The following is a 21,437-nucleotide window of genomic DNA, read 5'->3' as shown; positions in this document are numbered from 1 at the left end:
GAATCGAATTCTATAAAGCTTTAATTGACCCCGTGAGTTTCGTATTGTCGAAAGCGGAGAGTCAAGTGGAACAGCCTCATCTGAAAGCGACGACGGTCACCGGGGCGACGCAACTGCGTGGCGAACTGCGCGTCGACGACGCGACCGCCCGCGTAGTGAGTGGCGCCCGCCGCGCACTCGCCCGCATCCTGGCGGGTGAGGACGATCGCCTCGCGCTGATCGTCGGGCCGTGCTCGATTCATGACACGGCTGCCGCGCTGGAATTCGCGCACCGGCTTGCGCCGCTGCGCGCGTGCTACGCCGATACGCTCGAGATCGTGATGCGCGCGTACTTCGAAAAACCGCGTACCACGGTCGGCTGGAAGGGGTTGATCAACGATCCGCTACTCGACGGAAGCTATCGCGTCGACGACGGATTGCGTCTTGCGCGCCGCCTGCTGCTCGACGTCAACGCGTTCGGCATGCCCGTCGCCACCGAGTTTCTCGACCCGCTCACGGCGCCTTATCTCGACGATCTGGTGGCCTGGGGCGCGATCGGCGCGCGCACGACTGAATCGCAGATTCACCGGCAGCTCGCATCGGGCCTCGATGCGCCGATCGGCTTCAAGAACGGTACGGACGGCAACGTGAAGATCGCGATCGACGCGATTCACACGTCGCGGGCGGCGCATCACTATCTCCGCCCGCACGACGCAGGCGGCCTCGAGGTCGCGTCCACCCAGGGCAATCCGAATACGCACATCGTGCTGCGTGGCGGGAGCGTGCCGAACTATGACGACGTCAGCGTGAGCGCCGCCTGCGCGGCGTTGCGCGACGCGCGATTGCCGCCGCACGTCGTGATCGATGCGAGTCACGGCAACAGCGGAAAGCAGACGCGCGCGCAAATCGCCGTGTGCGAGAACGTGGCAGGGCAATTGCGCGACGGGCAGCGCGCGATTGCCGGCGTGATGATCGAGTCGTTCCTCGTCGAGGGGCGGCAGGACATCGTGCCCGGCCGGGCGCTGACCTTCGGGCAGAGCGTGACGGACGCGTGCCTCGGTTGGGAGGACACGGTCGCACTGATCGAGCTGTTTGCCGCCGCGATCGTGTCGCGACGGCGGTCCCGAGTCGGCTTTCTGGTGCCGGGTGTGGCGGCCGGCGCCGTCCAAGCCGTTTCTTACTGAAAGGAGCTTTCTTGAACTCACCCATCGATATCGCACGCGCGCTCGACTGGAAGGGGGACGGCGCGAGCCGGACACCGTTCGAGGCCTACACGAGCGATGCGCTGTACCAGCGCGAACTGGAGCGGTTGTTCTATTCGAAACACTGGTGTTACATCGGCCTCGACGCGGAAGTGCCGTCCCCCGGCGATTTTCAGCGCACCGAAGTCGGCGAGCGTTCGGTCGTGATGACACGCACCGAGGACGGCGAGGTGGTCGTGTTCGAGAACGCGTGCGCGCATCGCGGCATGCAGTTCTGTCGCGAGCGCGCGGGGAACGCGAAGGATTTCCACTGCCCGTATCACCAGTGGAACTACGATCTGAAGGGCAACCTCGTCGGTGTGCCGTTCCGTCGCGGCGTACGGCAGAGCGGCAAGATCAACGGCGGCATGCCGCCGGATTTCGATCCGAAGAATCACGGGTTGCGGCGGCTGCGCGTGTCGACGCGCGGCGGCGCGGTGTTCGCGTCGTTCGACCAGGACGTCGAGTCGTTCGAGGACTTCCTCGGTCCCGACATCCTGCGCTATTACGACCGCCTGTTCCACGGGCCGAAGCTGACCGTGCTCGGTTATACGCGCCAGCGGGTGCCGAGCAACTGGAAGCTGATGGTGGAGAACATCAAGGACCCGTATCACGCGGGCCTCCTGCATACCTGGTTCGTCAACTTCGGGCTGTGGCGCGCGGACAATCCGGCGCAGCTCGTCACCGACGCGCATCGCCGTCACGGCGCGATGATCTCGATCCGCAGCGGCGGGGGCGGCGGGGAGGTCACGCACAACGTGACGAGCTTCAAGGAGCGCATGACGCTGAACGACGACCGTTTCCTCGACGTCGTGCACGAGCCGTGGTGGGGCGAGCCGACGGTCGTGATGCTGACGCTGATGCCGAGCGTGATCATCCAGCAGCAGGTGAATGCGCTGTCGACCCGGCGCATCCGCCCGGTCAGCCCCGGCGTGTTCGATTACGTGTGGACGCACTTCGGATTCGAAACGGACGACGAGGACATGACGCGCCGCCGGCTGCGCCAGGCCAACCTGTTCGGGCCGGCCGGCTTCGTTTCGGCGGACGACGGCGAAGTGATCGAATGCGTGCAACAGAGCTTCGAGCAGATCCAGCACGGCAACGTGTACAACGAGCTCGGCGGCCGCGAGGTCGACGAGCGCACCGACCATATGGTCAGCGAAACGCTCGTGCGCGGCATGTACCAGTATTGGCGCCACGTGATGGAGGCATGAATGACGATTTCATCCGCATGGGCCGGCGCACGGCTCGCGCCGCGCGACACCGGAACGGTTGCTGCGACCTTCGCCGATTTCTACGGGCTCGTGGATCTGAATGCCCGCTATGCGTCCGCGCTGGATCGCGGCGACTGGGACGCGTGGCCGGAATTCTTCGAAGAGGACTGCACGTACCAGTTGCTGCCGCGCGAGAATCACGAACGCGATTTTCCGCTGGCGCTGCTCGCGTTCGAGAGCAAGGGGATGCTGAAAGATCGCGTGTACGGCATCAAGGAGACGCTGTTCTATGACCCGTACTACCAGCGCCACCTGATCGGCACGCCGCTCATCACGTATCTCGACGAATCGGTGATCGAGGCCGAGACGAACTACGCGGTGCTGCGCACCAAGAGCGAGCAGATGAGCGACGTGTACAACACCGGCCGCTATCTCGACCGGATACGCCGGACGCCGCACGGGCTGCGGTTTGAGTCGCGCATCTGCGTGTACGACAGCGAGATGGTTCCCAATTCGATCATCTACCCGATCTGAGGAGGCAGCGTGACGACGGAATGGATCTATACGGTCGATACGGCCGCGGTGCGCGAGCAGGGTTTGACGGGCGTGGTGGTCGGCGGGCGCGACGTTGCGTTGTTCGCGGTCGACGACGAGATCTTCGCGGCCGACAACCGCTGCACGCACGGGGAGGCGCGTCTGAGCGACGGTTTTCTGCTCGACGATGAAATCGAATGTCCGCTGCATCAGGGGCGCTTCAGCGTGCGTACCGGCGCCGCGCTGTGCGCGCCGGTCACGGCCTGCGTGAAGACGTTCCCGGTGAAGATCGAGGCGGGCCGCGTGTTCGTGCGATTCGATGCCGAAGTCGCGCATGACGGGGCGGATGCGTCGACGGGAGAGCGGACATGAGTGCCTACGTGGTGGTGGACGTCGACGTGTACGACGACGTGCGTTTCGCGGAGTACCGCAAGCTCGGTGTGCCGACGATCGCCGCGCATGGCGGCCGCGTGCTCGCGCGCAGCGACGACGTGGTCGTGCTCGAAGGCGAATGGACGCCGCGGCGTGTGGTCGTGCTGGAGTTCGACGATCTCGATGCGGCGCGCCGCTGGCACGGCTCCGACGAATATCAGCGTGCGAGGCAGTTGCGGCTCGACGCGGCCGACACGCACAGCGTCGCGCTCGCGAGCCTGTGACGCAGGGGCCGCGGCTGGGCCGCGGCCTCGCCAGACCCAGTGGGGAGAAGACATGACGGCATATATCGTGTTTGACATCGACGTTCACGACGCACGCGGCTACGAGGATTACCGGAAGATCGGCGCGCCGACCGTCGCGGAATTCGGCGGGCGTTTCCTGGTGCGCGGCGGCGACGCGGCCACGCTCGAAGGCGCGTGGTCGCCTCGGCGCGTCGTGGTGCTCGAATTCGATTCGATCGAGCGGGCCCACGCGTGGTACGAGTCCGACGGCTATCGCCGCGCACGGGAAATTCGCGAACGCACCGCGCGCACGATCGGCATCATCGTGCAGGGCGCGGCGTCGGCGTCGGCGCCGGCCGCGGGAGAGCGCGGATGACCCGGACGACTTCGGCGACACGCATCGCGATCGTAGGCGCGGGCATCGGCGGATGCGCGCTCGGCGCGATGCTGCAACGGACCGGCCATGCCGTGCGGCTGTTCGAGCAGGCGCCGGCCTTCGCGCGAGTGGGGGCCGGCATTCATCTGAGCCCGAACCTGATGCGGGTGATGCGGCTGCTCGGCGTGCATCGCCAGGCGCTATGGGCCGGCCAGGAACCGGACGCGTTCGCCAACCGGCAGGCGGCCGACGGCGAGTTGCTGTATCGGCTGCCGCTCGGCGAAGGCGCGATTCAACGCTTCGGCGCGACGTTCGTGACGCTCAAGCGCGCCGACCTGCATGCCGCGCTGTTGTCGGCGGTGGCGCCCGCGACGATCGCGTGGGGAAAGCGTCTCGCCGGTCTGGACACGGCGGGCGACGCGATCCGGCTGACGTTCGAGGACGGTTCGAGCGAAACCGCCGATCTGGTGATCGGCGCGGACGGTTTGCGCTCGCGCGTGCGCGAGGCGCTGCGCGGTTTCGAGGCGCCGGAATTCTCCGGGCAGGTCGCGTTTCGCGGCGCCTATCCGCGTGCGCTGCTCGGCGAACGGGCGGTCGAGGATCTGACCAAGTGGTGGGGCGACCGGAAATTCGTGCTGTCGTACTGGCTCGATCGGGCGCGCCGCGAATTCTATTTCGCGGCGATGACACCGCAGGACGAGTGGCCCACGCAGGCCTCGTCGATGCCGGGCGACGTCGACGAGATGCAGGCGATCTTCGCGGATTTCCATCCGGCCGTACGCCATATGCTCGCATGCGCACCCCGCGAGTCGGTGATGAAGTGGGCGTTGTTCGAACGTTCGCCGCAGTTCGAGTTCGGCAACGAGCGCGTCGTGCTGATCGGCGACGCCTGTCATCCGATGCGGCCGTTCATGTCGCAGGGCGCGGCGATGGCGCTCGAGGACGCGACGGTCCTGCTGCGTGCGCTCATCGGCGCGTCGAGCGCGGCGAGTGCGTTCTCGACGTATGCGCAGTGCCGTGTCGCGCGACTGGGCGAAGTGCATCGCGTTTCCGCCGCGAATACCTTCATGCACGGCCCGACCGAGCCGGACTGGGTGTTCGGCTACGATGCGCTGACCGCGCACGCGTCGCCCGCGCTGCCCCCGTTGCCTGTCGAGCTCGACTGGCTGGTCGGCGCGTCGCCGCTCGCCGCGCGCATGCAGGCGGCGGCGACGCGTGCGGCACCGCCGTATCCGTCGCCGCTGATGGGGCGCGCGCCCGCATCGTATTAGACGGGTGCCGGGTTGCGCTCGAAGCCGCGTTGGTGCCAGTACGGATAGGGGAGTGGCGTCGTACTGGCGGCATCGAGCCGCTTCACCTGGTCGGGCGTCAATGCCCAACCGGCGGCCTGCGCGTTTTCGCGCAGTTGCGTGGCGTTGCGGGCACCGATGATCACGTTCGCGACGGACGGCCGCTGCAGCAGCCAGTTGAGTGCGACCTGGGCGACCGTCTTGCGGGTTTCGGCGGCGATCTCGTCGAGCGCATCGACGACGCGGTGCAGCAGCGCATCCGCGACGGGCGGCCCTTCGCCGGCGGTCTTGTGCAGCCGGCTCGTCTCCGGCAACGGCCGTCCGCGGCCGATCAGCCCGGTCAGGCGCCCCCATCCGAGCGGGCTCCAGACCATGGCGGACACCTGCTGGTCGAGCGCGAGCGGCATCAGTTCCGTTTCGTAGTCGCGGCCGATCAGCGAATAGTAGACCTGGTGCACGGCATGCCTCGCGAGCCCGTCGCGATCGGCGGCCGCGAGCGACTTCATCAGATGCCAGCCGGAGAAGTTCGAGCAGCCGATCACGCGAATCTTGCCGGCGCGCACGAAATCGTCGAGCGTGCGCAGGGTTTCCTCGACGCGCGTCTGGGCATCGAAGCCATGCAGCTGGTACACGTCGATGTAATCGGTGCCGAGCCGCCTGAGGCTGCCGTGAATGGCATTGGCGAGATGGTGGCGCGACGAGCCGACGTCGTTCGGGCCCTCGCCGAGCCGAAAGGTGCCCTTCGTCGAGACGATCACGCGATCGCGTCGGCCGGCGATCGCCTGGCCGAGCAGCTCTTCGGCGAGCCCGTCCGAATAGACGTCCGCGCTGTCGAACATCGAGATGCCCGCGTCGAGCGCAATGTCGACGAGCTCGCGCGCGCCGCTCGCGTCCGTGTTGCCCCATTCCCGGAAGAATGCGTTCCCGCCGCCGAACGTCGCGGTGCCGAGGCTCAGAACGGGGACCTTGAAGCCGGTTCCGCCGAGGGTTCGGTATTCCATGATCTGTACTCCTTGTCGAGGTGTGAAGGACTGCGCGATTGCGCCGCGACGGCGGCGGATACAGGTGCGCGGACGGCCGACCATGCGCCGGCCGTCCGACGGGGCTCACGGCGGCGACCGATCGGTGTGCATCAGCCACCCGGTCAGCAGCGCGCCGGCGAATGCGGCGCAGGCGCCGACGGCGAAGGCGGACGGATAGTCGGTACGCGCGACGATCCAGCCCGCGAGCGGACCGGTGCACGCATAGGCGACGTCCTGGAACGCCGTGAAGCCGCCGAGCGCGGTGCCGCGCGCCTGCGCCGGCACGTGCCGGAGGGTGGCGACGCCCAGCGCGGGAAAGACCAGCGAACAGCCGAGGCCGGACACGGTCGCGCCGACGAGCGCGACCCCGGAGGTCGGGGCCGCCCACAACAGCCCCTGGCCGATCGTCTCGACCGCGAGCGCGGCGAGCGCGACCGGATAGCCGCCGAACCGGTCGGGCAAATGGCCGAACAGGACACGGACCAGGACGAAGGCGCCGCCGAAGCAACTGAGTGCGAGGGCCGCGCCGTCCCATCGACGCGCATGGAACAGCAGCGTCACGAACGCGCCGATCGCCGCGAAGCCGACGCCCTGCAGTGCGAGGCTGCATCCGGGCCGCGCGATGATGCGCAGCACGCGGGACAGCGGCACCCGCAGGCCCGGCTGGGGGGCGACGGCGGGCAGCGGGGCGACGACCGCGAGTGCCGCGCAGGGCAGTACGATCGTGGCGACCGCCACGGCTGCCAGCCCGCCGGCGCGCGCGAGCGCCATGCCGCAGGGCGCGCCGAGCGCGATCGCGCCGTAGAGCGCCATGCCGGTCCACGACAGCACGCGGCCCGAGCGGCTCGCACCGAGCGTGCCGATGCCCCACGCGAGCGCCCCGGTGACGAGCTGGCTTTCTCCGAGTCCGGACAGGAGCCGCGCGGCGATCAGCAGCGCGAGACGGGCGTCCGGGCCGGCCGGCGCCGCGGCACTCGCGACGTAGACGCCGCCCGCGACGGCGCACGATACGAGTCCCGCGCACGTCGTGCGCTTCGCGCCGCGATGATCGGCGCGGCGCCCCGCGAGGCTCCGCGTGAGCACCGTGGCGAGGAACTGCGCGCCGACCGCCGTGCCGACGACGAGCGTGCCGAAGCCGAGCGTGTCGTGCACGAACAGCGGCACGACGGGCAGCAGGAAGCCGAAGGTCAGCGCACCGAGAAAGACGCCGAAACAGATGAACCGGGCGGTGCGTGCCGGGTCGACGTGGGGCGCGGCGACGTTCTGCAGGTCGGGAGCGTTCATCGGAAGGAACCGGTTGATCGGCGTCACGGGCGCCGGAAGCGGATGGACCAGACGGTCAGCAGGGTCGCGCCGAACAGCAGCAGGCAACCGAACGAGAAATCGTTGAGCGCGAGCATGTGGGCTTGCACGTCGATCGAGCGGCTGACCGACGCGAGCGCGCCGGCCGGCGACATGCCGGCATGTTCGAGCCGCGCGAGCCAGTCGCCGGCAGCCGGATCGAACGGCGTGATGCGATCGACGAGGTAAGTGTTGTGAATGCGCGAGCGCCGTTCGAAATAGGTCGGCGCGACGGAGGTGGCGACGCTCGTGCCGATCCGGCGCAGCGCGTTCTGCACGCCGGATGCCGCCGGCAGCCTGTCGCGCGGCAACCCGGCGATCGACAGCGACACGAGCGGCGTGATGAAGAACGCGGTTGCCGCGCCCATCAGCAGCGAGTTGGCCGCGATGTCGCCGAGCGTCACGTCGGTATTGAAGCCCATGCGCCAGAACGACGCCGCGCCCCAGCCGAGCAGCGCCACGGTTGCGAGGTGGCGCGGGTCGCTGCGCCCCTGGATGCGCCCGATCAGCGGCGCGATCACGATACCCGCGATGCCGAGCGGCGCGGTCGCGATGCCGGCCCAGGTCGCCGTGTAGCCCTGCTCGGTCTGCAGCCAGAGCGGCACGAGCACGAGCGCGCCGTAGTAGACGCCGAAGCCGACCGTCACGGCGATCGTTCCCGCGGTGAAACCGCGATCCGCGAACAGCCGCAGGTCGACGATCGGATGCGCATCGGTCAGCTCCCAGAGGACCAGCGCGACGAACGATACGACGCAGAGCACGGCGAGCGCGCGGATCTCGATCGCCGCGAACCAGTCGAGGTTCTGGCCGCGGTCGAGCATCAGTTGCAGCGAGCCGAATGCGGCGGCGAGCAGCAGCAGGCCGACGAAATCGACGGGAAGGTGGCGGGTCGGGTTGTCGCGCCGGCCGAGAAAGCGCGTCAGCACGAGCAGGACCAGCGCCCCGGTCGGCACGTTGACGTAGAAGATGTAGGGCCACGCGAGATTGTCGGTGATCCAGCCGCCGGCAATGGGGCCGAGCACGGGCGCAACGAAGGTGGTGGTCTGCCAGACCGACAGGGCGACGTTGCGGCGCGCGGCCGGAAAGACGGCCACCAGCAGCGCCTGCGAGAGCGCGGTGATCGGCCCGGAAGCCGCGCCTTGCAGCGCGCGGAACAGCAGCAGCGATTCGAAATTCGGCGCGAGGCCGCACAGGATCGACGTCAGGACGAACAGCACGACCGATACCCGGAACAGCCGCACCTGGCCGAAGCGCTGCGCGAGCCAGCCGGTCAGCGGCAGCGTGATCGCGAGCGGCGTCGCGAACGACGTCAGCATCCAGGTGCCCATGTCGGGCGCGACGCCGAGATCGCCGGCGATGGTCGGCACCGCGACGTTGGCGATCGTCAAATCGAGCGTCTGCATGAAGTTGGCGACACTGATCGCGATCGCGACCAGAACGAGAGCCGGGCCCTGCATCGGCTCCAGCGGCAGTTTCGGCGCCGCAGCCCGCGTGAAGAGCGCCATGCTCAGGCTCCCGGCGCGCGGCGTGCGGCCGCGCCGTCGTTCGCGCGGATCGTGTCGTTGACGAGCGCGTCGCCGGCCGACGCATCGCCGTCGAAGATCGACGTCGCGTCGATCGGGCGCGGCGGGGCGGCCGGCGCGGGGCGCACGGACGCCGACGCGGTGCCGGGCGCGCCGTCGCCGAGCGCGACCGACGCGTTCATCGACAGGCCGATGCGCAGCGGATGCGCGCGCAGTTCGCCGGGATCGAGCGCGACCCGCACGGGTACGCGTTGCACGACCTTGATCCAGTTGCCGGTCGCGTTTTGCGCGGGCACCGACGCGAACGCCGAACCCGTGCCCGCCTCGACGCCCTCGATGCGGCCGTGGAATACCACGTTCGCGCCATACAGGTCCGAGCGAAGCTCGACGGCCTGCCCGGCGTGCATCCCGCGCAACTGCGATTCCTTGAAATTGGCCTCGACCCACACGTGGTCGAGCGGCACGAGCGCCATGGCCGGCGCGCCGGGCGCGACGTGTTGGCCGACCTGCACGACACGACGCGTCACGAGGCCCGCCAGCGGCGCGCGAATCTCGGTGCGGCGCAGCGCGAGCGCCGCACTGCGCACGCGAGCGGCGGCGGCGCGCACCAGCGGATTCGAGTCGATCGACGTGCCGTCCACGCGGGCCCGCGATGCGTCGTACGCGGCCTGTTGCGCGTCGAGCGCGGCGGACGCACTGGTCATCGCGTCGCGCGCATGGCGAATGTCCTCGCGCGATACGCCGCCGTCCTGCGCGAGCCCCAGCCGTCGCTGCAGATCGTCGGATGCCTTCGACAGCTCGGCCTTGCGCTGGAGGATCTGTGCGGCCTCGCGTGCGGTGTCGGCATGCGCGGTGCGGTACTCGCGCACCGCGTGGGCGAGCTGGGCCACGGCGTCGTCGAGCGCGAGCCGGGCATCGGTCGGGTCGATGCGGAACAGCGGATCGCCGGCACGCACCCATTCCGCGTTCTGCACCATGATCGTGTCGACCGTGCCTGCGACCTGCGGCGATACCTGCACGACGTCGCCGGTCACGTAGGCGTCGTCGGTCGTCTCGGTGCCGCGCGACGCGAGCCACCAGTAGCCGCCGGCCAGCGCGGCCAATGCGAGCACGATGAAGAACCAGCGGAAGTAGCGCCGCCGCGTGGTGCGCAGCGCGTGTTCGGCGGGCGGCGGCAACGCCGCGCCCGCGGCTGCCGGCGCGGCCGGCGGGGTGTCGGTGCGATTCATTGCGAGGCTCCAGGGTTCGTTGCGCCGCCGAGTGCGGCGATCAGCCGGACGTGCTCGACGGCAAGCGAGGTGTCGGCGCGAGCGACCGAGCGACGGTCTTCAAGCAGCCGGGTTTCGGCGAGCAGCACGTCGAGGTAACCGGAAATGCCTTTCTGGTATCGCCGCGTTTCGATGTCGTAGGTCTGCCGGGCTTGCGCGAGCGCATCGCGATTCAGGTCGCGCTGCCTCGCCAGCGCGTCGAGCTGCACGAGCGAGTCGCTGACCTGGGCGAGGGCATTGACGACGGTGTCGTCGTAGTCGGCGACGGCGGCGTTGTAGGCGTCGGTCTGTGCGCGCAGGCCGGCGCGCAGCCTGCCGCCTTCGAAGATCGGCAGCGTGATCGCGGGGCCCGCGCCGAATGTGCCGCTGCTGCCGTGAAACAGCGCGCGAAAGCCGAAGCTCTGCACGCCGGCGAATGCCAGCAGGTTGATGTCCGGATAGAACGCCGCGCGCGCGGCATCGATGTCGGCCGATGCGGCCTCGACGCGATAGCGGGCCGCCAGGATGTCGGGGCGGCGTCCGACGAGCGCGGCCGGCAGCGTCGCGGGCAGCGGCGCGACGGCCTGCAGCACGCGGGGTGACGGCGTGAGCGTGTCCGCGTAGCCGGGCCCGCGCCCGACCAGCGCCGCGAGCCGGTGGCGCAGCAGCGCAACGGCCGCGTGCTGCCGCTCCACGTCGGCCTGGGCGAGCGGCAGCGGCTCGCCGGCACGCGCGACCGCGACCGGCATGTCGAGCCCCGCCGCTTCGCGCTGACGGGTGAGGCGCAGCAGATATTCGTGTTGACGCAACGTATCGTTCGCGATGTCGAGCAATTGCAGCTCGAGCGCGAGTTGCAGATACGTTTCGACGAGCGCGGCCTGCAACGACACGGTGGCCGCGCGTTCGAGCGCCTGCTGTTCGCCCGCGCGCAGCGTCGCGGCGCGGGTCAGTGCGCGCAGGCGTCCGGCGATGTCGAGATCGAACGACGCATTCAGCAGCGCTTGCGCGTTGACTTGCCAGTGGCCCGCGGCGGGCGGCGGGACGTTGTAGCTGCGCGGCAGCCGGGTCGGTATCGCGCTGGCCGATGCACCGAGCAGCGGCAGCGAATCCGCCGCGCTGACGTCGGCTTGCGCGAGGGCCTCGTCGACCCGGGCGCGCTGCGCCTTCAACGACGGCGCGCCCGCGAGCGCGTCGGCCAGCACGCGGTCGAGCTGCGGATCGCCGAATGCGCGCCACCAATGCGCGTCCACGTCGGCCCGGCCGCTGGCCGACCGAAGCGCGATCCCCGGATCGAGCTGCGTCACCGCGGTGATCTTCTGCGGGTCCGGCTGCTGGCCGAACGGGGCGCAGCCGGCCATCACGGCCGCCGTGACGGCTGCAGAGGCGATCGGGCCCCATCTTCGGGTCGAAGCAAGGAACTTGGACATGATCGGTTTCCACGAGTCCGGTTGACGAATTCAACCTATCTAAAAATATATCTTTAGATAATATCGAGCATGGAGCAACTGACAGAAATGGCAGTGCGGACCGCCGGCGGCGGGACGGGGTGCGGGAAGCGGAGGCGAGCGAGCCGCGCGCGGGGGCGCGGCCGTCAGGCGGAGGCGGAAGCGGAGACGGCAAGGGCAGCCGCGACGATTTCGTCGATCGACGCGCCGCGCGTGTCGAGCAGGCGATGCGCGCAGGCCCGATACAGCGGATCGCGCGCCTGCTGCAACTCGGTCAGCACGGTGCGCGGATCGCGCACATTCAGGAGTGGGCGCGCCGGATGATGCCGGGTGCGCTGGTACAGCGTGTCGATGTCGCTGAGCAGGTAGATCACGTGGCAGCGCGCGTTGAGGCGCGCGCGGGTATCGTCGCGCAGCACCGCACCGCCGCCGGTGGCGAGGATCAGCGGGTTGCGGCGCGACAGCGCATCGATGACGTCGGCTTCGCGGGCGCGGAACGTCGGCATCGAAAACAGCGTGGAAAGCGGCGCACCGAAGCGCGCCTCGAGCTCCCGGTCGGAATCCGCGAACGGGCGGCCGAGCGCCGCCGCGAGCGCCGCACCGACGGTCGTCTTGCCCGCGCCGGGCATGCCGATCAACGCGATGCGCGGATGGGGGGCCGCCGTCACAGCCGGTTCCACAGCGAATGCGTTCGGCGCGTCGCCGCCGTGATCCGGCGCTGGCGCACCGTATTGGCGAGGCGGTCCAGGACGTCGGTCATTCTGGCGGGCGAGACGGGCATGGCCCCGGGTTGCGCGGACAGGTCACCCAGCGCGATGCCACCGAGCTGCACGTCGTTCGCAAGCAGCGCGTCGGTCAGCGCCGCGACGCGCGCATCGATGCCGGCCCACGCATTGCCGAAATCGGCGAGCACGCGGCGCGAGGCCGCGGGCGCCGCGAGGCAGTCGCGCCAGGGCACCAGTACGCCGCCGACGGGCGGCGCGCCGCGGGCGGTCTCGAGCAGCCGCCAGCCGTGTGCGGTGGCGCCGTGCTGCGTGCACCAGCGACCATAGGCCGTCGCCGACGTGTCGACGACCAGCGCCGTCGGCAGCCGCAGTCTGCCGAGCCGGCGAAGCAGTGCGGCGCGCGCAGCGTCGTCGACTTCCGGTGCCGCAACGCGCTGCACGTGCGTCAGCAATTCGAGCTCGTCCTCGTAGTCGGCACGCAATGCACGCAACCATGCGCCGGTATCCCGACGCAGCGCCGGCGGCACGACGCCGAGCAGGACCAGCAGGCGATCGTCGTGGCCGTTGCAGATGGCCCGTACCCGGCGCGCGACGGCGGCATTGGCGGACGCGGCGCTCATGTCGCGCTCGGCTCGGCAATGGCGTCGGAATCGGCGATCAGCGCGCGCGGATAGGAACCGAGGATGCGCAGGTCGGTGGCGATCGTCCTGATGTCGTCCAGGGCGGCGAGGACATGCGCGTCGTGCCGGTGCCCGTCGATGTCGATGAAGAAACGGTACGCCCACCCGGTGGTGCGGCCGGGGCGCGCGTCGAGCCACAGCACCGAGATCCGGTGCCGCGCCAACGCATCGAACACACCGGCAAGCGCGCCGATCGTATCGTTGAGCTGCAGCAGAAGGCTGGTGCGGTCGTAGCCTGTCGGCTCGGCAGGCGGCCCGCCGAGGACGAGGAAGCGCGTGCGATTGCCGGGTTCGTCCTGGATCGCGTGCGCCACGATGCGCAATCCGTATCGATCGGCCGCCCGCTCGCCGGCGATCGCCGCGCAATCCGTCATGCTCGCTGCCTCGCACGCGGCCGCGGCGTTGCTCGCGACAGGGACGCGCCGCAACCGCGGTGCATGCGCGTCGAGCCACGCACGACACTGTGCCAGCGCCTGCTGATGGCCGAGCACGCAATCGACGCCGTCGAGCGTGCCGGATGCACTCAGCAGGCAGTGCGCGACCGGCAGCACGATCTCGCCGACGACCGGAGCGGTTGTGTCGGCCAGCAGGTCGATCGCGCGCGTGACGGCGCCTTCGGTCGAATTCTCGATCGGCACCACCGCGTATTCGACGTCCGCCGCGGCCAGTGCGGCGAAGGTGGCGTCGAGCGTGTCGCACGCATGCGGACGGATCGGCGTGCCGAAGTAGCGCTGCATGGCGGTCTCGGTGAAGGTGCCGGACGGGCCGAGGAACGCAATCGACGGCACCTGCTGCAACTCGCGGCTGACGCGGAACAGCGCCTGCCAGATCGCCGCGACGTGGCGCTCCTGCAGCAGCCCGTGCGGCCGGGTGCACAGCTGCGCGACGATTTCCGTTTCCCGTGCCGGCTGGCGGACCGTCTGGCCGGCGAGCGCCTTGACCCGGCCGATCTCCGCGGCGTACTGCATCCGTCGCGCGATCAGCGCGAGCAGTTTCCGGTCGATGGCATCGATCTGCGCGCGCTGCGGCGCGACCGGGTCGTGAGCGGGCAGGGCGGTGGCGGTGAGGGTCATGGCGGTACCGTGGAGGCAGCGAAGGAAGGCGGGTGTCCGGTCACTGCGCGAGCGCGGGCCGGCCGATGCGGGCGGACTCGTGACGCATGCGCTCGAGCGCGATGCCGTACTCGAGCTCGAGGCGGGCGACGATCTGCCCGACGCCCGGCACCGTGTCCATCGAGCCGACGCCCTGCCCGGCGCCCCAGATGTCGCGCCACTGCCTGGCACCGGACTCGGGCGAGAAATCGAGACTTGCGTGCTCGGCGCGAGGCAGGTTGCGCACGTCCATGCCCGCGGCCTCGATGCTCTGGCGCAGATAGTTGCCGTACACGCCGCTGAACGCATCGGTGTAGACGATGTCGGCGGCGGTGGCCTCGACGATCGTGTCCTTGTAGCGCTGCGCCACGTTGGCTTCGCGGGACGCCAGGAAGCGGGTGCCCATGTACGCGCAGTCGGCCCCCAATGCCCGTGCCGCCGCGATGGCCGCGCCCGTGGCGATCGCGCCGGACAGCGCGACGAAGCCGTCATGAAAGCGTCGAACCTCCGATACCAGCGCGAACGGGGACAGCGTGCCGGCATGCCCGCCCGCTCCCGCCGCGACCAGGATCAGGCCGTCGACGCCGGCTGCGAGCGCTTTCTCCGCGTGTCGTACGGTCGTGACGTCGTGCAGCACGACACCGCCGTACGCGTGCACGGCGTCGACGATCTCGCGCGACGGTGCACGCAGGCTCGTGATCAGGATCGGCGTGCGCCGGTCGATGCAGATCCGCAGGTCGGCGTCGAGCCGCGTGTTGCTCTGATGGCAGATGTGATTGACCGCGTACGGCCCCACGCACGCGTCCGGATGGGCGGCGCGATGCGCGGCCAGTTCCGCGTCGATTCGATCGATCCAGTCGCCGAGCTGCGCGCTCGGCCGGGCGTTGAGCGCGGGAAAGGTGCCGACGATCCCGCTCTTGCACTGGGCCAGCACCATCTCGGGGTAACTGGCGATCAGCATCGGCGCCGCGATCAGCGGCAGGCGCAGGTCAGGCAGCAGCGGCGGGCGCATCGGGGTGTCTCCTCCGTCGGTGCTCATTGCGCGACCGGTGCGCGGTCGCGGCGTTCGGCAAGCCGCTCGTGAAAACCGTCGCGACCGACCGCGCAGCGTGTATGGATGCCTTCGCCGACGACGCCGGCCGCATCGCGAACCGATACCTTGTAGGTCATCATGCGGCCTTCCACGGCGACCAGCTCGGCGTCGACCGTGACTTCCCAGTCGGGAGGCGTCGGAGCCAGATGCTTGATCTCGAAGTTGTAGCCGACCGTCATCAGGTCGGCGCCGAGCAGGTGATCGGTGGCCTGCATGCAGGTCTGCTCGATGAAGATGATCATGATCGGACTGGCCAGCGCGTGCGCTTCGCCGCCCCATTGATCTGCAAGCGAAATCGTATCGACGCGGTGCGTGGCGCGGGCACGGAGGCCGGGCTGGATGGTCAAGGCAGACTCATTCAGGACGGTAAAGGAAAAACGGGCGATCACGCCGCGTGCATGTGCGACGCGGTCGCGCGGCGCTGCATCTGGTTGAAGATGTTGCGGGCGTGCATCTCTTCGGTGCCGCCCGCCGTCCCCATCGCGAGTGCGTCGGCGACGAAGGCCGCGATCGGGCCGCGGCGATAGCCGTCGCTGCCGTAGATCGCGAGCAGGTGCAGCGCGGCCTGGGTCAGATCGCGGGCGCCGCCCAGTTTCGCGATCGAGCAACTGGCGAGCGCGGACGGGTCGCCCGCGCGCAACTGGTCGAGTGCGGCGAGTGCCATCCAGCGCGAGCGTTCCGAACCGACGTGAATGTCGACGAGCCGCCGCTGCACGTGCTGATGATGGTCGAGCGTGACACCGAGCGCACCGCGTTCGCGGACGTAGGCGAGTGCGTCGTCGAGGAACGGCCCGACCACGTCCGCGCACAGCAGCCCGAACAACGCCCGGTTCATCGACGCGATGTCCATCAGAATGCGCAATCCATCCTTTGGACTGCAAAGCAAATCGTCCGTGCCGACAGACACACCGTCGAACGTCATGTCTCCGATCGGCAGATCGGCGACGCCCAGGGTTTCCTGAGGCGCGCTGCGCGTCACGCCGGCGCGTTGCGGATCGAGAAGCACCAGCGCCGTGCCGGATCGGCTTTCGTGCGTGACGCTCGCGGCGACGAGGATGAGTGCCGCGTCGGGTGCGTGGCTGATGTTGTACTTGTGACCGTCGAGGCGGAATGCCTGGCCGTCCGGCGCGACGCGGGTCTGCAGTGCACGGATCTCGGTGCCGGTGCCTTTTTCGGAAATCGCGGTGGCGGCCACCGCGCCGGACATCAGGGCCGGCAGGAACCGGTCGCGCTGTGCTGGCGTGCCGTGGCGTTGCAGTGCGCGTATCACGGTTGCCTGATTCGCCAGCGCCATCGCGAAGCCGACGGATCGCGTCGCGGTCACGATCGCCTCGAATGCGGCGATGAACCCGTTCGACGACGAGTCCGCGCCTGCGTCGCGATCGGCGGCGAGCAAGCGCCACAACCCTGCTTCGGACAGCGCGCGCCAGGTTGCCCAGTCGAAGCCGCGGCGCGGCGACGGCGCGAAGTGACGCAGTGCAATGGCGCGATAGGTGGCGGCAGCGGCGCGTTGATCCGGGGTGGCTTCGAAGTTCATGGTGTCCCTGAGGCGATGCGGATACGGTACGGCCAATCTATCCAAAACCCCGAGCGCGAGAAACTGTCAGTTTTCGCAATCGGCCGTATCGACTCGGGAGGGGACCGCGTTCGTGGCGGCATGACGGCACGAAGCCGACGAAATCGCATCACCAAGGGGGGATTGGGGGGGGTGGCCGAGCAGGATTGCTTGTCGGCGGAGGGAATTGGCAGACGCAGCCCGAAGCCGCTTGAAGTCGTTTCGTTTTGAGACGAGGTCAAAAACAGGGGCGCCAATCGACACCATCAACGAAGCGACGAGGAACGCGCCGCCCGCTTACGGAGGATGAAATTCGCGTGCTTGGGGCAACTCATGCCGGCCGCACGCCCGTCACGTTCCATAGAGTCAGTGGTTTGGATGATGCTCGCATGGGGTACGCGTCTCGGTGAGACGGCCATGACGCGATGGACTGACCTTGATTTCAAGGCGCGGACGCGGACGATCCCAAAGGCGTAAACGAAATCGAAAGCGGCGATTCTCGATTCATCTGTCAGACTTCGCGCTTGCGCGATTCGTTGCCCAGCAAACCGTGCGCGCCGGACTGCCCGAGGGTGACGCACGCCGACAATAGGGATTTCCGTCTCGACAGGGTAAGAATCCACACCTCGGCATCAATAGAGTTTGCATGGTGATACATGACCGCCAACGCCCCAAGGACGCGTCGACCGAAGGCGGCACGATGGTAAAGGACGGTCTAACTGTCTCAGGCGGTCAATGGAAATGCCATGACTTGCGTCGGATATGCGGAACGATGATGCAGTCCATAGGCGTCCCTGAAAGCGTCGAGCATAGACGCCTCAACCATGTTCGCAAAAATCCGCTTGATCGCATCTATCCGAGATTGGATTACGACGCCCAAATGCGAGACGCGTGGCAGAGGTGGGGCGACCGCCTTTCGGTATTACTTGGTACAGATGTGCTCCCATTGGCGTCCCGACGTTCAGCTCAAGCGTAAAGTACGCCTTTGAGAGCGCAAGATTACCGAGGTACGAACGTTAACTTGTTACCGTTTCCGTCCTTACACTCTGCACCGACATTCATCAGCGTAAGAGGCCACGAAAGCAAGTTGTCGTTAATGTTGACATGATCCCAGCCTGCATTTCCAATTTTAAGGACAAGCTGCTGACAAGCGTCGGCAGGCACGCCAAAATAATCAATGGAGACACGTTTTCCGTTTGTCGGCGCCCCAAATCTCACCATGCCACCCCATACGTTACTTATATTGCTACCTTGTACCGCCATGTTGGCCGGGACGATATTGAATTTAATCGCCAAATCATTGGTTATGCCTTTGAAGTGATTCTGTTTGTTAAGTTCGTCTAGTTGCGCCCGCATATGCATAATGTTCGATGCTTCCTCCGTGATCTCCGACGCACGGAACAGTTTGCCGATGCCGGCTGCTGCCGCGGCTAGCATGACGATGCCGACGATCATTACAACCAGAGTCTCAATTAAGGTAAAGCCTCGCTGATTGTCGAGTCGAGGAACTGATTTGTTGCGAATCATATGCTATTGCTCCATAGAGTTTTGCTCGCCTCGATGACGTACGGGCGAATGTGTGATGCCGGTTCGTCGAAGAAGGATACTGTTTGTTAACGGAAAGGAATATTGGCCGATGCCTAAAGCAGTATCGTTCAACGCCGATTTTTGTGTCTCGAAAATAGGCCGTTTCCTATAAATCTGAATTCGAGCAGTACGTCGGGCAATGCAAGAGCACGGATTTGATTTTTGCGGGGCAGGCGCGCGTTAGGGATGCGGCAAAGCGACCCAAGCAACTGGTGCGACAGCGCTGCCTGACCGGAAAGTGGTAGTGGCCGGCTGTGGCGTCGGCAAGAGCTCGACGTCTTCTGGTCATCCGGCGGGAAACTCCATCACGAAAACAGAAAAATGGGATTTGGCTGGCATATAAATGGGAATCGGCTGATATGCCAGACTTTTATTGTATTTTAAAATTCTTTGCCGATTTTTTGGTGTAAATGCTTTAATTGATGATTGGATTTTATTTTTGTGCGGCTAATCATTTGGAATTCCGCTAATGGCGGTCAAATGTGATTTTTGTGTGGAGTGTGAAGTAAATGAATGCGGATGAATTGTCGCCCCAGGTTGCCCATTAGAAAGAATTTACCCTGATTGAGGCGCTGGTCGTAACGATTGTTGGCATCGTAATGCTGGCGGCGGCAGCGGTGGGCATTGGTAAAGTATTTCGTACTTCGGAAATTTCGACGGAGGCCGATCATCTATTAAAATAACGACAAATTTGAAGAATTTAAAAAGTTCGGGTGGATATAAGGATTTAAATAATGCGCTCGCGGTGCAATATGGAGCCATCCCGGCGGATATGTCGACGAGCGCCGATGGGGCCGGCATTTTTAATAGTTGGAATGGCGCCGTGACGATCAAGGCTGCGAGCGATGGTAATTCTTTCTACATTACATACGATGGAGTTCCCCCGGAGGCGTGTCAGCAGCTTGTGCTCAAGTTGAGGACGGGAAACCTGTTGCACAGGGCCTTTTGGGAAACCTTAAAGGTTGGAGGGACCAGGATTTATTCAACTACCGACCTCAATGCAATCGGTGAGGCTTGTAAAGCACCCGCCAACAGACTTGAGTTCCTGTCGGTTTCGTGACGAGGTGAAATTGATCATTTCGCATCCAACGACTCGGTTGAAGTGCTGAGGCGCGCGTCAATGGTGATTTTTTCGCTGGTGCTCGTTTCTAACGTTCGTTGCCGGAGCTTGTGGCTGATCGCGACTGCCAATCAACGCACGAGAGGGCCTTCCCGGACGGGAAGCGTTCATATAGACGGCCAGTGCCCCGCTTTGTGAAGTCTTCGGCGTGTCGCGCCCGGACGTATCGGTACGACTGTCGTGTCCGATGACGTGGCGCGATGGCCGTCAATCACCACAGACCGACGATGTGAGCGTGGTCGAATAAATTCGCCGAGTCGTCGCGATTTGCCCGCCAATAGCTATCGCCGGGTGCGGGGCTCGCTGCGCAATGAACGCATTGCCGTCGGACAGGCGCCCGTCACTGCGAAGTACATCTATCGCATCATGCACGCTCATCCCGGCCGCAACGTCGGCTCGATGGCTAAGTGGCCGCGACCGCCGTTGATGTTCGGATGGCTTGGGATTTCGCTGCGACCGCGAGGCAATGAGCTGGCTGGCGCATGGAAATTGCTGCACGGATAGCGGTGGCATCGTTCGATCTTGCCCTCGGTCCGAGCGCGGTACGGTTGGCACCGTCTGGGCTGGAAGCCGTACCGCGTGGCCAGATCGAGGAGCCTGGCGTGCCAGCGATGTTGACCGTCACCATATGCATCGTGGTAGCCGACGATGGTCCGGGCGTTGTCGTAGCGGGTTTCGCAAGGAATGCCATGCAGCGCATGATGACAAGACGACCGGCGCCTCGGCGAAAGACTGCGATATCACGCTGCATCTGTCGACCAGGCTCGGTCTCGAATCTCACGACCGGGTCTTCTGCCTTGAGCGCGGACTCGTGTCCGTTCCTGAAACGCGCAGCAGCGCGGCGCTCATGTGCTTGAGGATGTACGCCTCGAACGATCCAAACCTGGTTGGCCACTGTTCACGCGGCTTGTAACGCGGCACTTCCTCGGCTGGCAGGTATCGCGCCATCGTGTTGTGAGAAATACCCAAGTGCCTGCAAACCACCGTCGGCACGAAAGACGGCTAAATGATTCTCCTGGGTGGGCTGATGCAGGACTGCGACACGAAACGGCTTCAGTTGGTTGCTGTCACTTCCTTGATGGTCGCAGCGCATCACAGATGCAGAATGGAAGTATTGCTGGTACTGCGAGCGCCGCGGATAAGCGAGGAGACAGAGGCTAGCGGTCGCTCACGAACGCGATCTTGTTGCCATCCTTGCCGCCGGCATCGCAACGGGTTCCGAGATCTTTAAGGGTCACGTTTTCCGGAATCGGCTGATCGTTTATTTGAATTCGTTTCAAGCTGCTTCCCAATGCGAGGACCAGCCTTTGACAAGCGTCTGGGGGAACATTGTAGTAGTCGATAAAGAGGCTCTCCCCGTTGTCAGTTGGTCCGATATTCACCAACCCACCCCAGCTGTTGTAGATCTTTTCGTCACCCTGAATCATCATGTTGGTCGGGATGGCCTTGTACTGAATCGCGAGCGCATTTGTCATATCCTTGAAGCCGTGATTGCCGTCGCCGACGAGATCCCTCAGTACGGCGCGCATCTGCAAGATGTTCGACGTTTCCGTCGAAACTTCCGAGTTGCGGAAGAGTTTACCGATGCCAGCGGCAGCCGCGCCTAGAATGATGATGCCGACAATCATGACGACCAGCGCTTCAACCAGGGTAAAACCTTTCTGCCCCTCAAATAGGGAATCTGATTCTTTTGTAGTCACGGACTATTACTATAATTGG

General features: G+C 66.3%; 20 protein-coding genes and 2 pseudogenes. 8 read left to right on the top strand and 14 right to left on the bottom strand.

All coding sequences use genetic code 11. The annotated features are described in order from the left end of the window. Positions 1 to 65: 65 nt before the first annotated feature. Genes HWX14_RS27905 through HWX14_RS27875 form a run of 7 tightly spaced genes read left to right on the top strand, consistent with a single transcriptional unit; the run spans position 66 to position 5,271 of the window. On the top strand, positions 66 to 1,163 hold the full coding sequence (locus HWX14_RS27905; protein ID WP_175885532.1) for a 3-deoxy-7-phosphoheptulonate synthase: 1,098 nt from the start codon (positions 66 to 68) through the stop codon (positions 1,161 to 1,163). An 11-nt stretch (positions 1,164 to 1,174) separates the two neighbouring features. Beyond that, a complete protein-coding gene (locus HWX14_RS27900) occupies positions 1,175 to 2,434 on the top strand; it encodes a Rieske 2Fe-2S domain-containing protein (protein ID WP_175885531.1) in 1,260 nt (419 codons plus the stop codon). Next, positions 2,435 to 2,968 (top strand): aromatic-ring-hydroxylating dioxygenase subunit beta, encoded by a 534-nt coding sequence (locus HWX14_RS27895; RefSeq protein WP_175885530.1) that lies wholly within the window; start codon positions 2,435 to 2,437, stop codon positions 2,966 to 2,968. Between the two features lie 9 nt (positions 2,969 to 2,977). Then, a complete protein-coding gene (locus HWX14_RS27890; protein ID WP_175885529.1) occupies positions 2,978 to 3,340 on the top strand; it encodes a non-heme iron oxygenase ferredoxin subunit in 363 nt (120 codons plus the stop codon). Further along, a complete protein-coding gene (locus HWX14_RS27885) occupies positions 3,337 to 3,624 on the top strand; it encodes a DUF1330 domain-containing protein (RefSeq protein WP_175885528.1) in 288 nt (95 codons plus the stop codon). Before HWX14_RS27890 ends, HWX14_RS27885 begins: the two co-directional genes overlap by 4 nt. A gap of 52 nt (positions 3,625 to 3,676) precedes the next feature. Continuing rightward, positions 3,677 to 4,000 carry a DUF1330 domain-containing protein gene (locus HWX14_RS27880; RefSeq protein WP_175885527.1) on the top strand — a complete coding sequence of 108 codons (324 nt, stop codon included), beginning with the start codon at positions 3,677 to 3,679 and terminating at the stop codon, positions 3,998 to 4,000. Beyond that, the gene (locus tag HWX14_RS27875; protein WP_175885526.1) at positions 3,997 to 5,271 is read left to right on the top strand and encodes an FAD-dependent monooxygenase; all 1,275 of its coding nucleotides are present in this window, start codon (positions 3,997 to 3,999) and stop codon (positions 5,269 to 5,271) included. Before HWX14_RS27880 ends, HWX14_RS27875 begins: the two co-directional genes overlap by 4 nt. Here the strand turns inward: HWX14_RS27875 and HWX14_RS27870 are convergent. The 12 genes from HWX14_RS27870 to HWX14_RS27815 form a co-directional block, all read right to left on the bottom strand. After that, the gene (locus tag HWX14_RS27870) at positions 5,268 to 6,290 is read right to left on the bottom strand and encodes an aldo/keto reductase (RefSeq protein WP_175885525.1); all 1,023 of its coding nucleotides are present in this window, start codon (positions 6,288 to 6,290) and stop codon (positions 5,268 to 5,270) included. The genes HWX14_RS27875 and HWX14_RS27870 overlap by 4 nt on opposite strands. Before the next feature lie 105 nt (positions 6,291 to 6,395). Beyond that, positions 6,396 to 7,595 (bottom strand): arabinose transporter, encoded by a 1,200-nt coding sequence (locus HWX14_RS27865; RefSeq protein ID WP_175885524.1) that lies wholly within the window; start codon positions 7,593 to 7,595, stop codon positions 6,396 to 6,398. 23 nt (positions 7,596 to 7,618) lie between these two features. After that, positions 7,619 to 9,157: a DHA2 family efflux MFS transporter permease subunit gene (locus HWX14_RS27860; protein ID WP_175885523.1), complete on the bottom strand. Its 1,539-nt coding sequence runs from the start codon at positions 9,155 to 9,157 to the stop codon at positions 7,619 to 7,621. A 2-nt stretch (positions 9,158 to 9,159) separates the two neighbouring features. Then, positions 9,160 to 10,404, bottom strand: coding sequence for an HlyD family efflux transporter periplasmic adaptor subunit (locus HWX14_RS27855; protein ID WP_175885522.1), 1,245 nt, complete (start codon positions 10,402 to 10,404; stop codon positions 9,160 to 9,162). Next, positions 10,401 to 11,849 carry an efflux transporter outer membrane subunit gene (locus HWX14_RS27850; RefSeq protein WP_175885521.1) on the bottom strand — a complete coding sequence of 483 codons (1,449 nt, stop codon included), beginning with the start codon at positions 11,847 to 11,849 and terminating at the stop codon, positions 10,401 to 10,403. Before HWX14_RS27850 ends, HWX14_RS27855 begins: the two co-directional genes overlap by 4 nt. A 164-nt stretch (positions 11,850 to 12,013) precedes the next feature. Beyond that, positions 12,014 to 12,535: a shikimate kinase gene (locus tag HWX14_RS27845; protein WP_244130363.1), complete on the bottom strand. Its 522-nt coding sequence runs from the start codon at positions 12,533 to 12,535 to the stop codon at positions 12,014 to 12,016. Next, the gene (locus HWX14_RS27840; protein ID WP_175885520.1) at positions 12,532 to 13,212 is read right to left on the bottom strand and encodes a hypothetical protein; all 681 of its coding nucleotides are present in this window, start codon (positions 13,210 to 13,212) and stop codon (positions 12,532 to 12,534) included. The genes HWX14_RS27845 and HWX14_RS27840 overlap by 4 nt, the downstream gene beginning before the upstream one ends. Then, positions 13,209 to 14,345, bottom strand: coding sequence for a prephenate dehydratase (gene pheA / locus HWX14_RS27835; protein WP_175885519.1), 1,137 nt, complete (start codon positions 14,343 to 14,345; stop codon positions 13,209 to 13,211). The genes HWX14_RS27840 and pheA overlap by 4 nt, the downstream gene beginning before the upstream one ends. Before the next feature lie 40 nt (positions 14,346 to 14,385). After that, positions 14,386 to 15,375 (bottom strand): nitronate monooxygenase family protein, encoded by a 990-nt coding sequence (locus tag HWX14_RS27830; protein ID WP_175885518.1) that lies wholly within the window; start codon positions 15,373 to 15,375, stop codon positions 14,386 to 14,388. Positions 15,376 to 15,398: 23 nt separating this feature from the next. After that, complete coding sequence (locus HWX14_RS27825) at positions 15,399 to 15,845, bottom strand: hotdog domain-containing protein (protein WP_244130362.1); 447 nt, start codon at positions 15,843 to 15,845, stop codon at positions 15,399 to 15,401. Continuing rightward, positions 15,842 to 16,993: an acyl-CoA dehydrogenase family protein gene (locus HWX14_RS27820; protein ID WP_175885517.1), complete on the bottom strand. Its 1,152-nt coding sequence runs from the start codon at positions 16,991 to 16,993 to the stop codon at positions 15,842 to 15,844. The genes HWX14_RS27825 and HWX14_RS27820 overlap by 4 nt, the downstream gene beginning before the upstream one ends. A gap of 1,017 nt (positions 16,994 to 18,010) precedes the next feature. Further along, positions 18,011 to 18,538 carry a type 4 pilus major pilin gene (locus HWX14_RS27815; protein WP_175885516.1) on the bottom strand — a complete coding sequence of 176 codons (528 nt, stop codon included), beginning with the start codon at positions 18,536 to 18,538 and terminating at the stop codon, positions 18,011 to 18,013. A gap of 1,310 nt (positions 18,539 to 19,848) precedes the next feature. Between HWX14_RS27815 and HWX14_RS36650 the strand changes: the two are divergent. Beyond that, positions 19,849 to 20,122, top strand: a pseudogene (locus tag HWX14_RS36650) (IS3 family transposase); the annotation flags it as partial. A 54-nt stretch (positions 20,123 to 20,176) separates the two neighbouring features. Here the strand turns inward: HWX14_RS36650 and HWX14_RS36645 are convergent. Next, positions 20,177 to 20,699, bottom strand: a pseudogene (locus HWX14_RS36645) (IS21 family transposase); the annotation flags it as partial. A gap of 176 nt (positions 20,700 to 20,875) precedes the next feature. Continuing rightward, complete coding sequence (locus HWX14_RS27800) at positions 20,876 to 21,418, bottom strand: type 4 pilus major pilin (protein WP_175885515.1); 543 nt, start codon at positions 21,416 to 21,418, stop codon at positions 20,876 to 20,878. Between the last annotated feature and the right edge of the window lie 19 nt (positions 21,419 to 21,437).

Origin of the sequence: Burkholderia sp. BCC0044, from assembly GCF_902832955.1 — a bacterium.
Taxonomy (GTDB): Bacteria; Pseudomonadota; Gammaproteobacteria; order Burkholderiales; family Burkholderiaceae; genus Burkholderia.
The sequence above is the reverse complement of the archived record's forward strand: the minus strand, read 5'-3'. Positions and strand labels throughout refer to the sequence as shown.

Excerpts from the sequence above, each read along its gene's own strand:
- HWX14_RS27865 (WP_175885524.1), bottom strand. The coding sequence starts at position 7,595 with ATGAACGCTCCCGACCTGCAGAACGTCGCCGCGCCCCACGTCGACCCG.
- HWX14_RS27820 (WP_175885517.1), bottom strand. The coding sequence starts at position 16,993 with ATGAACTTCGAAGCCACCCCGGATCAACGCGCCGCTGCCGCCACCTAT.
- HWX14_RS27870 (WP_175885525.1), bottom strand. The coding sequence starts at position 6,290 with ATGGAATACCGAACCCTCGGCGGAACCGGCTTCAAGGTCCCCGTTCTG.
- HWX14_RS27830 (WP_175885518.1), bottom strand. The coding sequence starts at position 15,375 with ATGCGCCCGCCGCTGCTGCCTGACCTGCGCCTGCCGCTGATCGCGGCG.
- pheA (WP_175885519.1), bottom strand. The coding sequence starts at position 14,345 with ATGACCCTCACCGCCACCGCCCTGCCCGCTCACGACCCGGTCGCGCCG.
- HWX14_RS27855 (WP_175885522.1), bottom strand. The coding sequence starts at position 10,404 with ATGAATCGCACCGACACCCCGCCGGCCGCGCCGGCAGCCGCGGGCGCG.
- HWX14_RS27885 (WP_175885528.1), top strand. The coding sequence starts at position 3,337 with ATGAGTGCCTACGTGGTGGTGGACGTCGACGTGTACGACGACGTGCGT.
- HWX14_RS27860 (WP_175885523.1), bottom strand. The coding sequence starts at position 9,157 with ATGGCGCTCTTCACGCGGGCTGCGGCGCCGAAACTGCCGCTGGAGCCG.
- HWX14_RS27895 (WP_175885530.1), top strand. The coding sequence starts at position 2,435 with ATGACGATTTCATCCGCATGGGCCGGCGCACGGCTCGCGCCGCGCGAC.
- HWX14_RS27850 (WP_175885521.1), bottom strand. The coding sequence starts at position 11,849 with ATGTCCAAGTTCCTTGCTTCGACCCGAAGATGGGGCCCGATCGCCTCT.
- HWX14_RS27875 (WP_175885526.1), top strand. The coding sequence starts at position 3,997 with ATGACCCGGACGACTTCGGCGACACGCATCGCGATCGTAGGCGCGGGC.
- HWX14_RS27840 (WP_175885520.1), bottom strand. The coding sequence starts at position 13,212 with ATGAGCGCCGCGTCCGCCAATGCCGCCGTCGCGCGCCGGGTACGGGCC.
- HWX14_RS27880 (WP_175885527.1), top strand. The coding sequence starts at position 3,677 with ATGACGGCATATATCGTGTTTGACATCGACGTTCACGACGCACGCGGC.
- HWX14_RS27815 (WP_175885516.1), bottom strand. The coding sequence starts at position 18,538 with ATGATTCGCAACAAATCAGTTCCTCGACTCGACAATCAGCGAGGCTTT.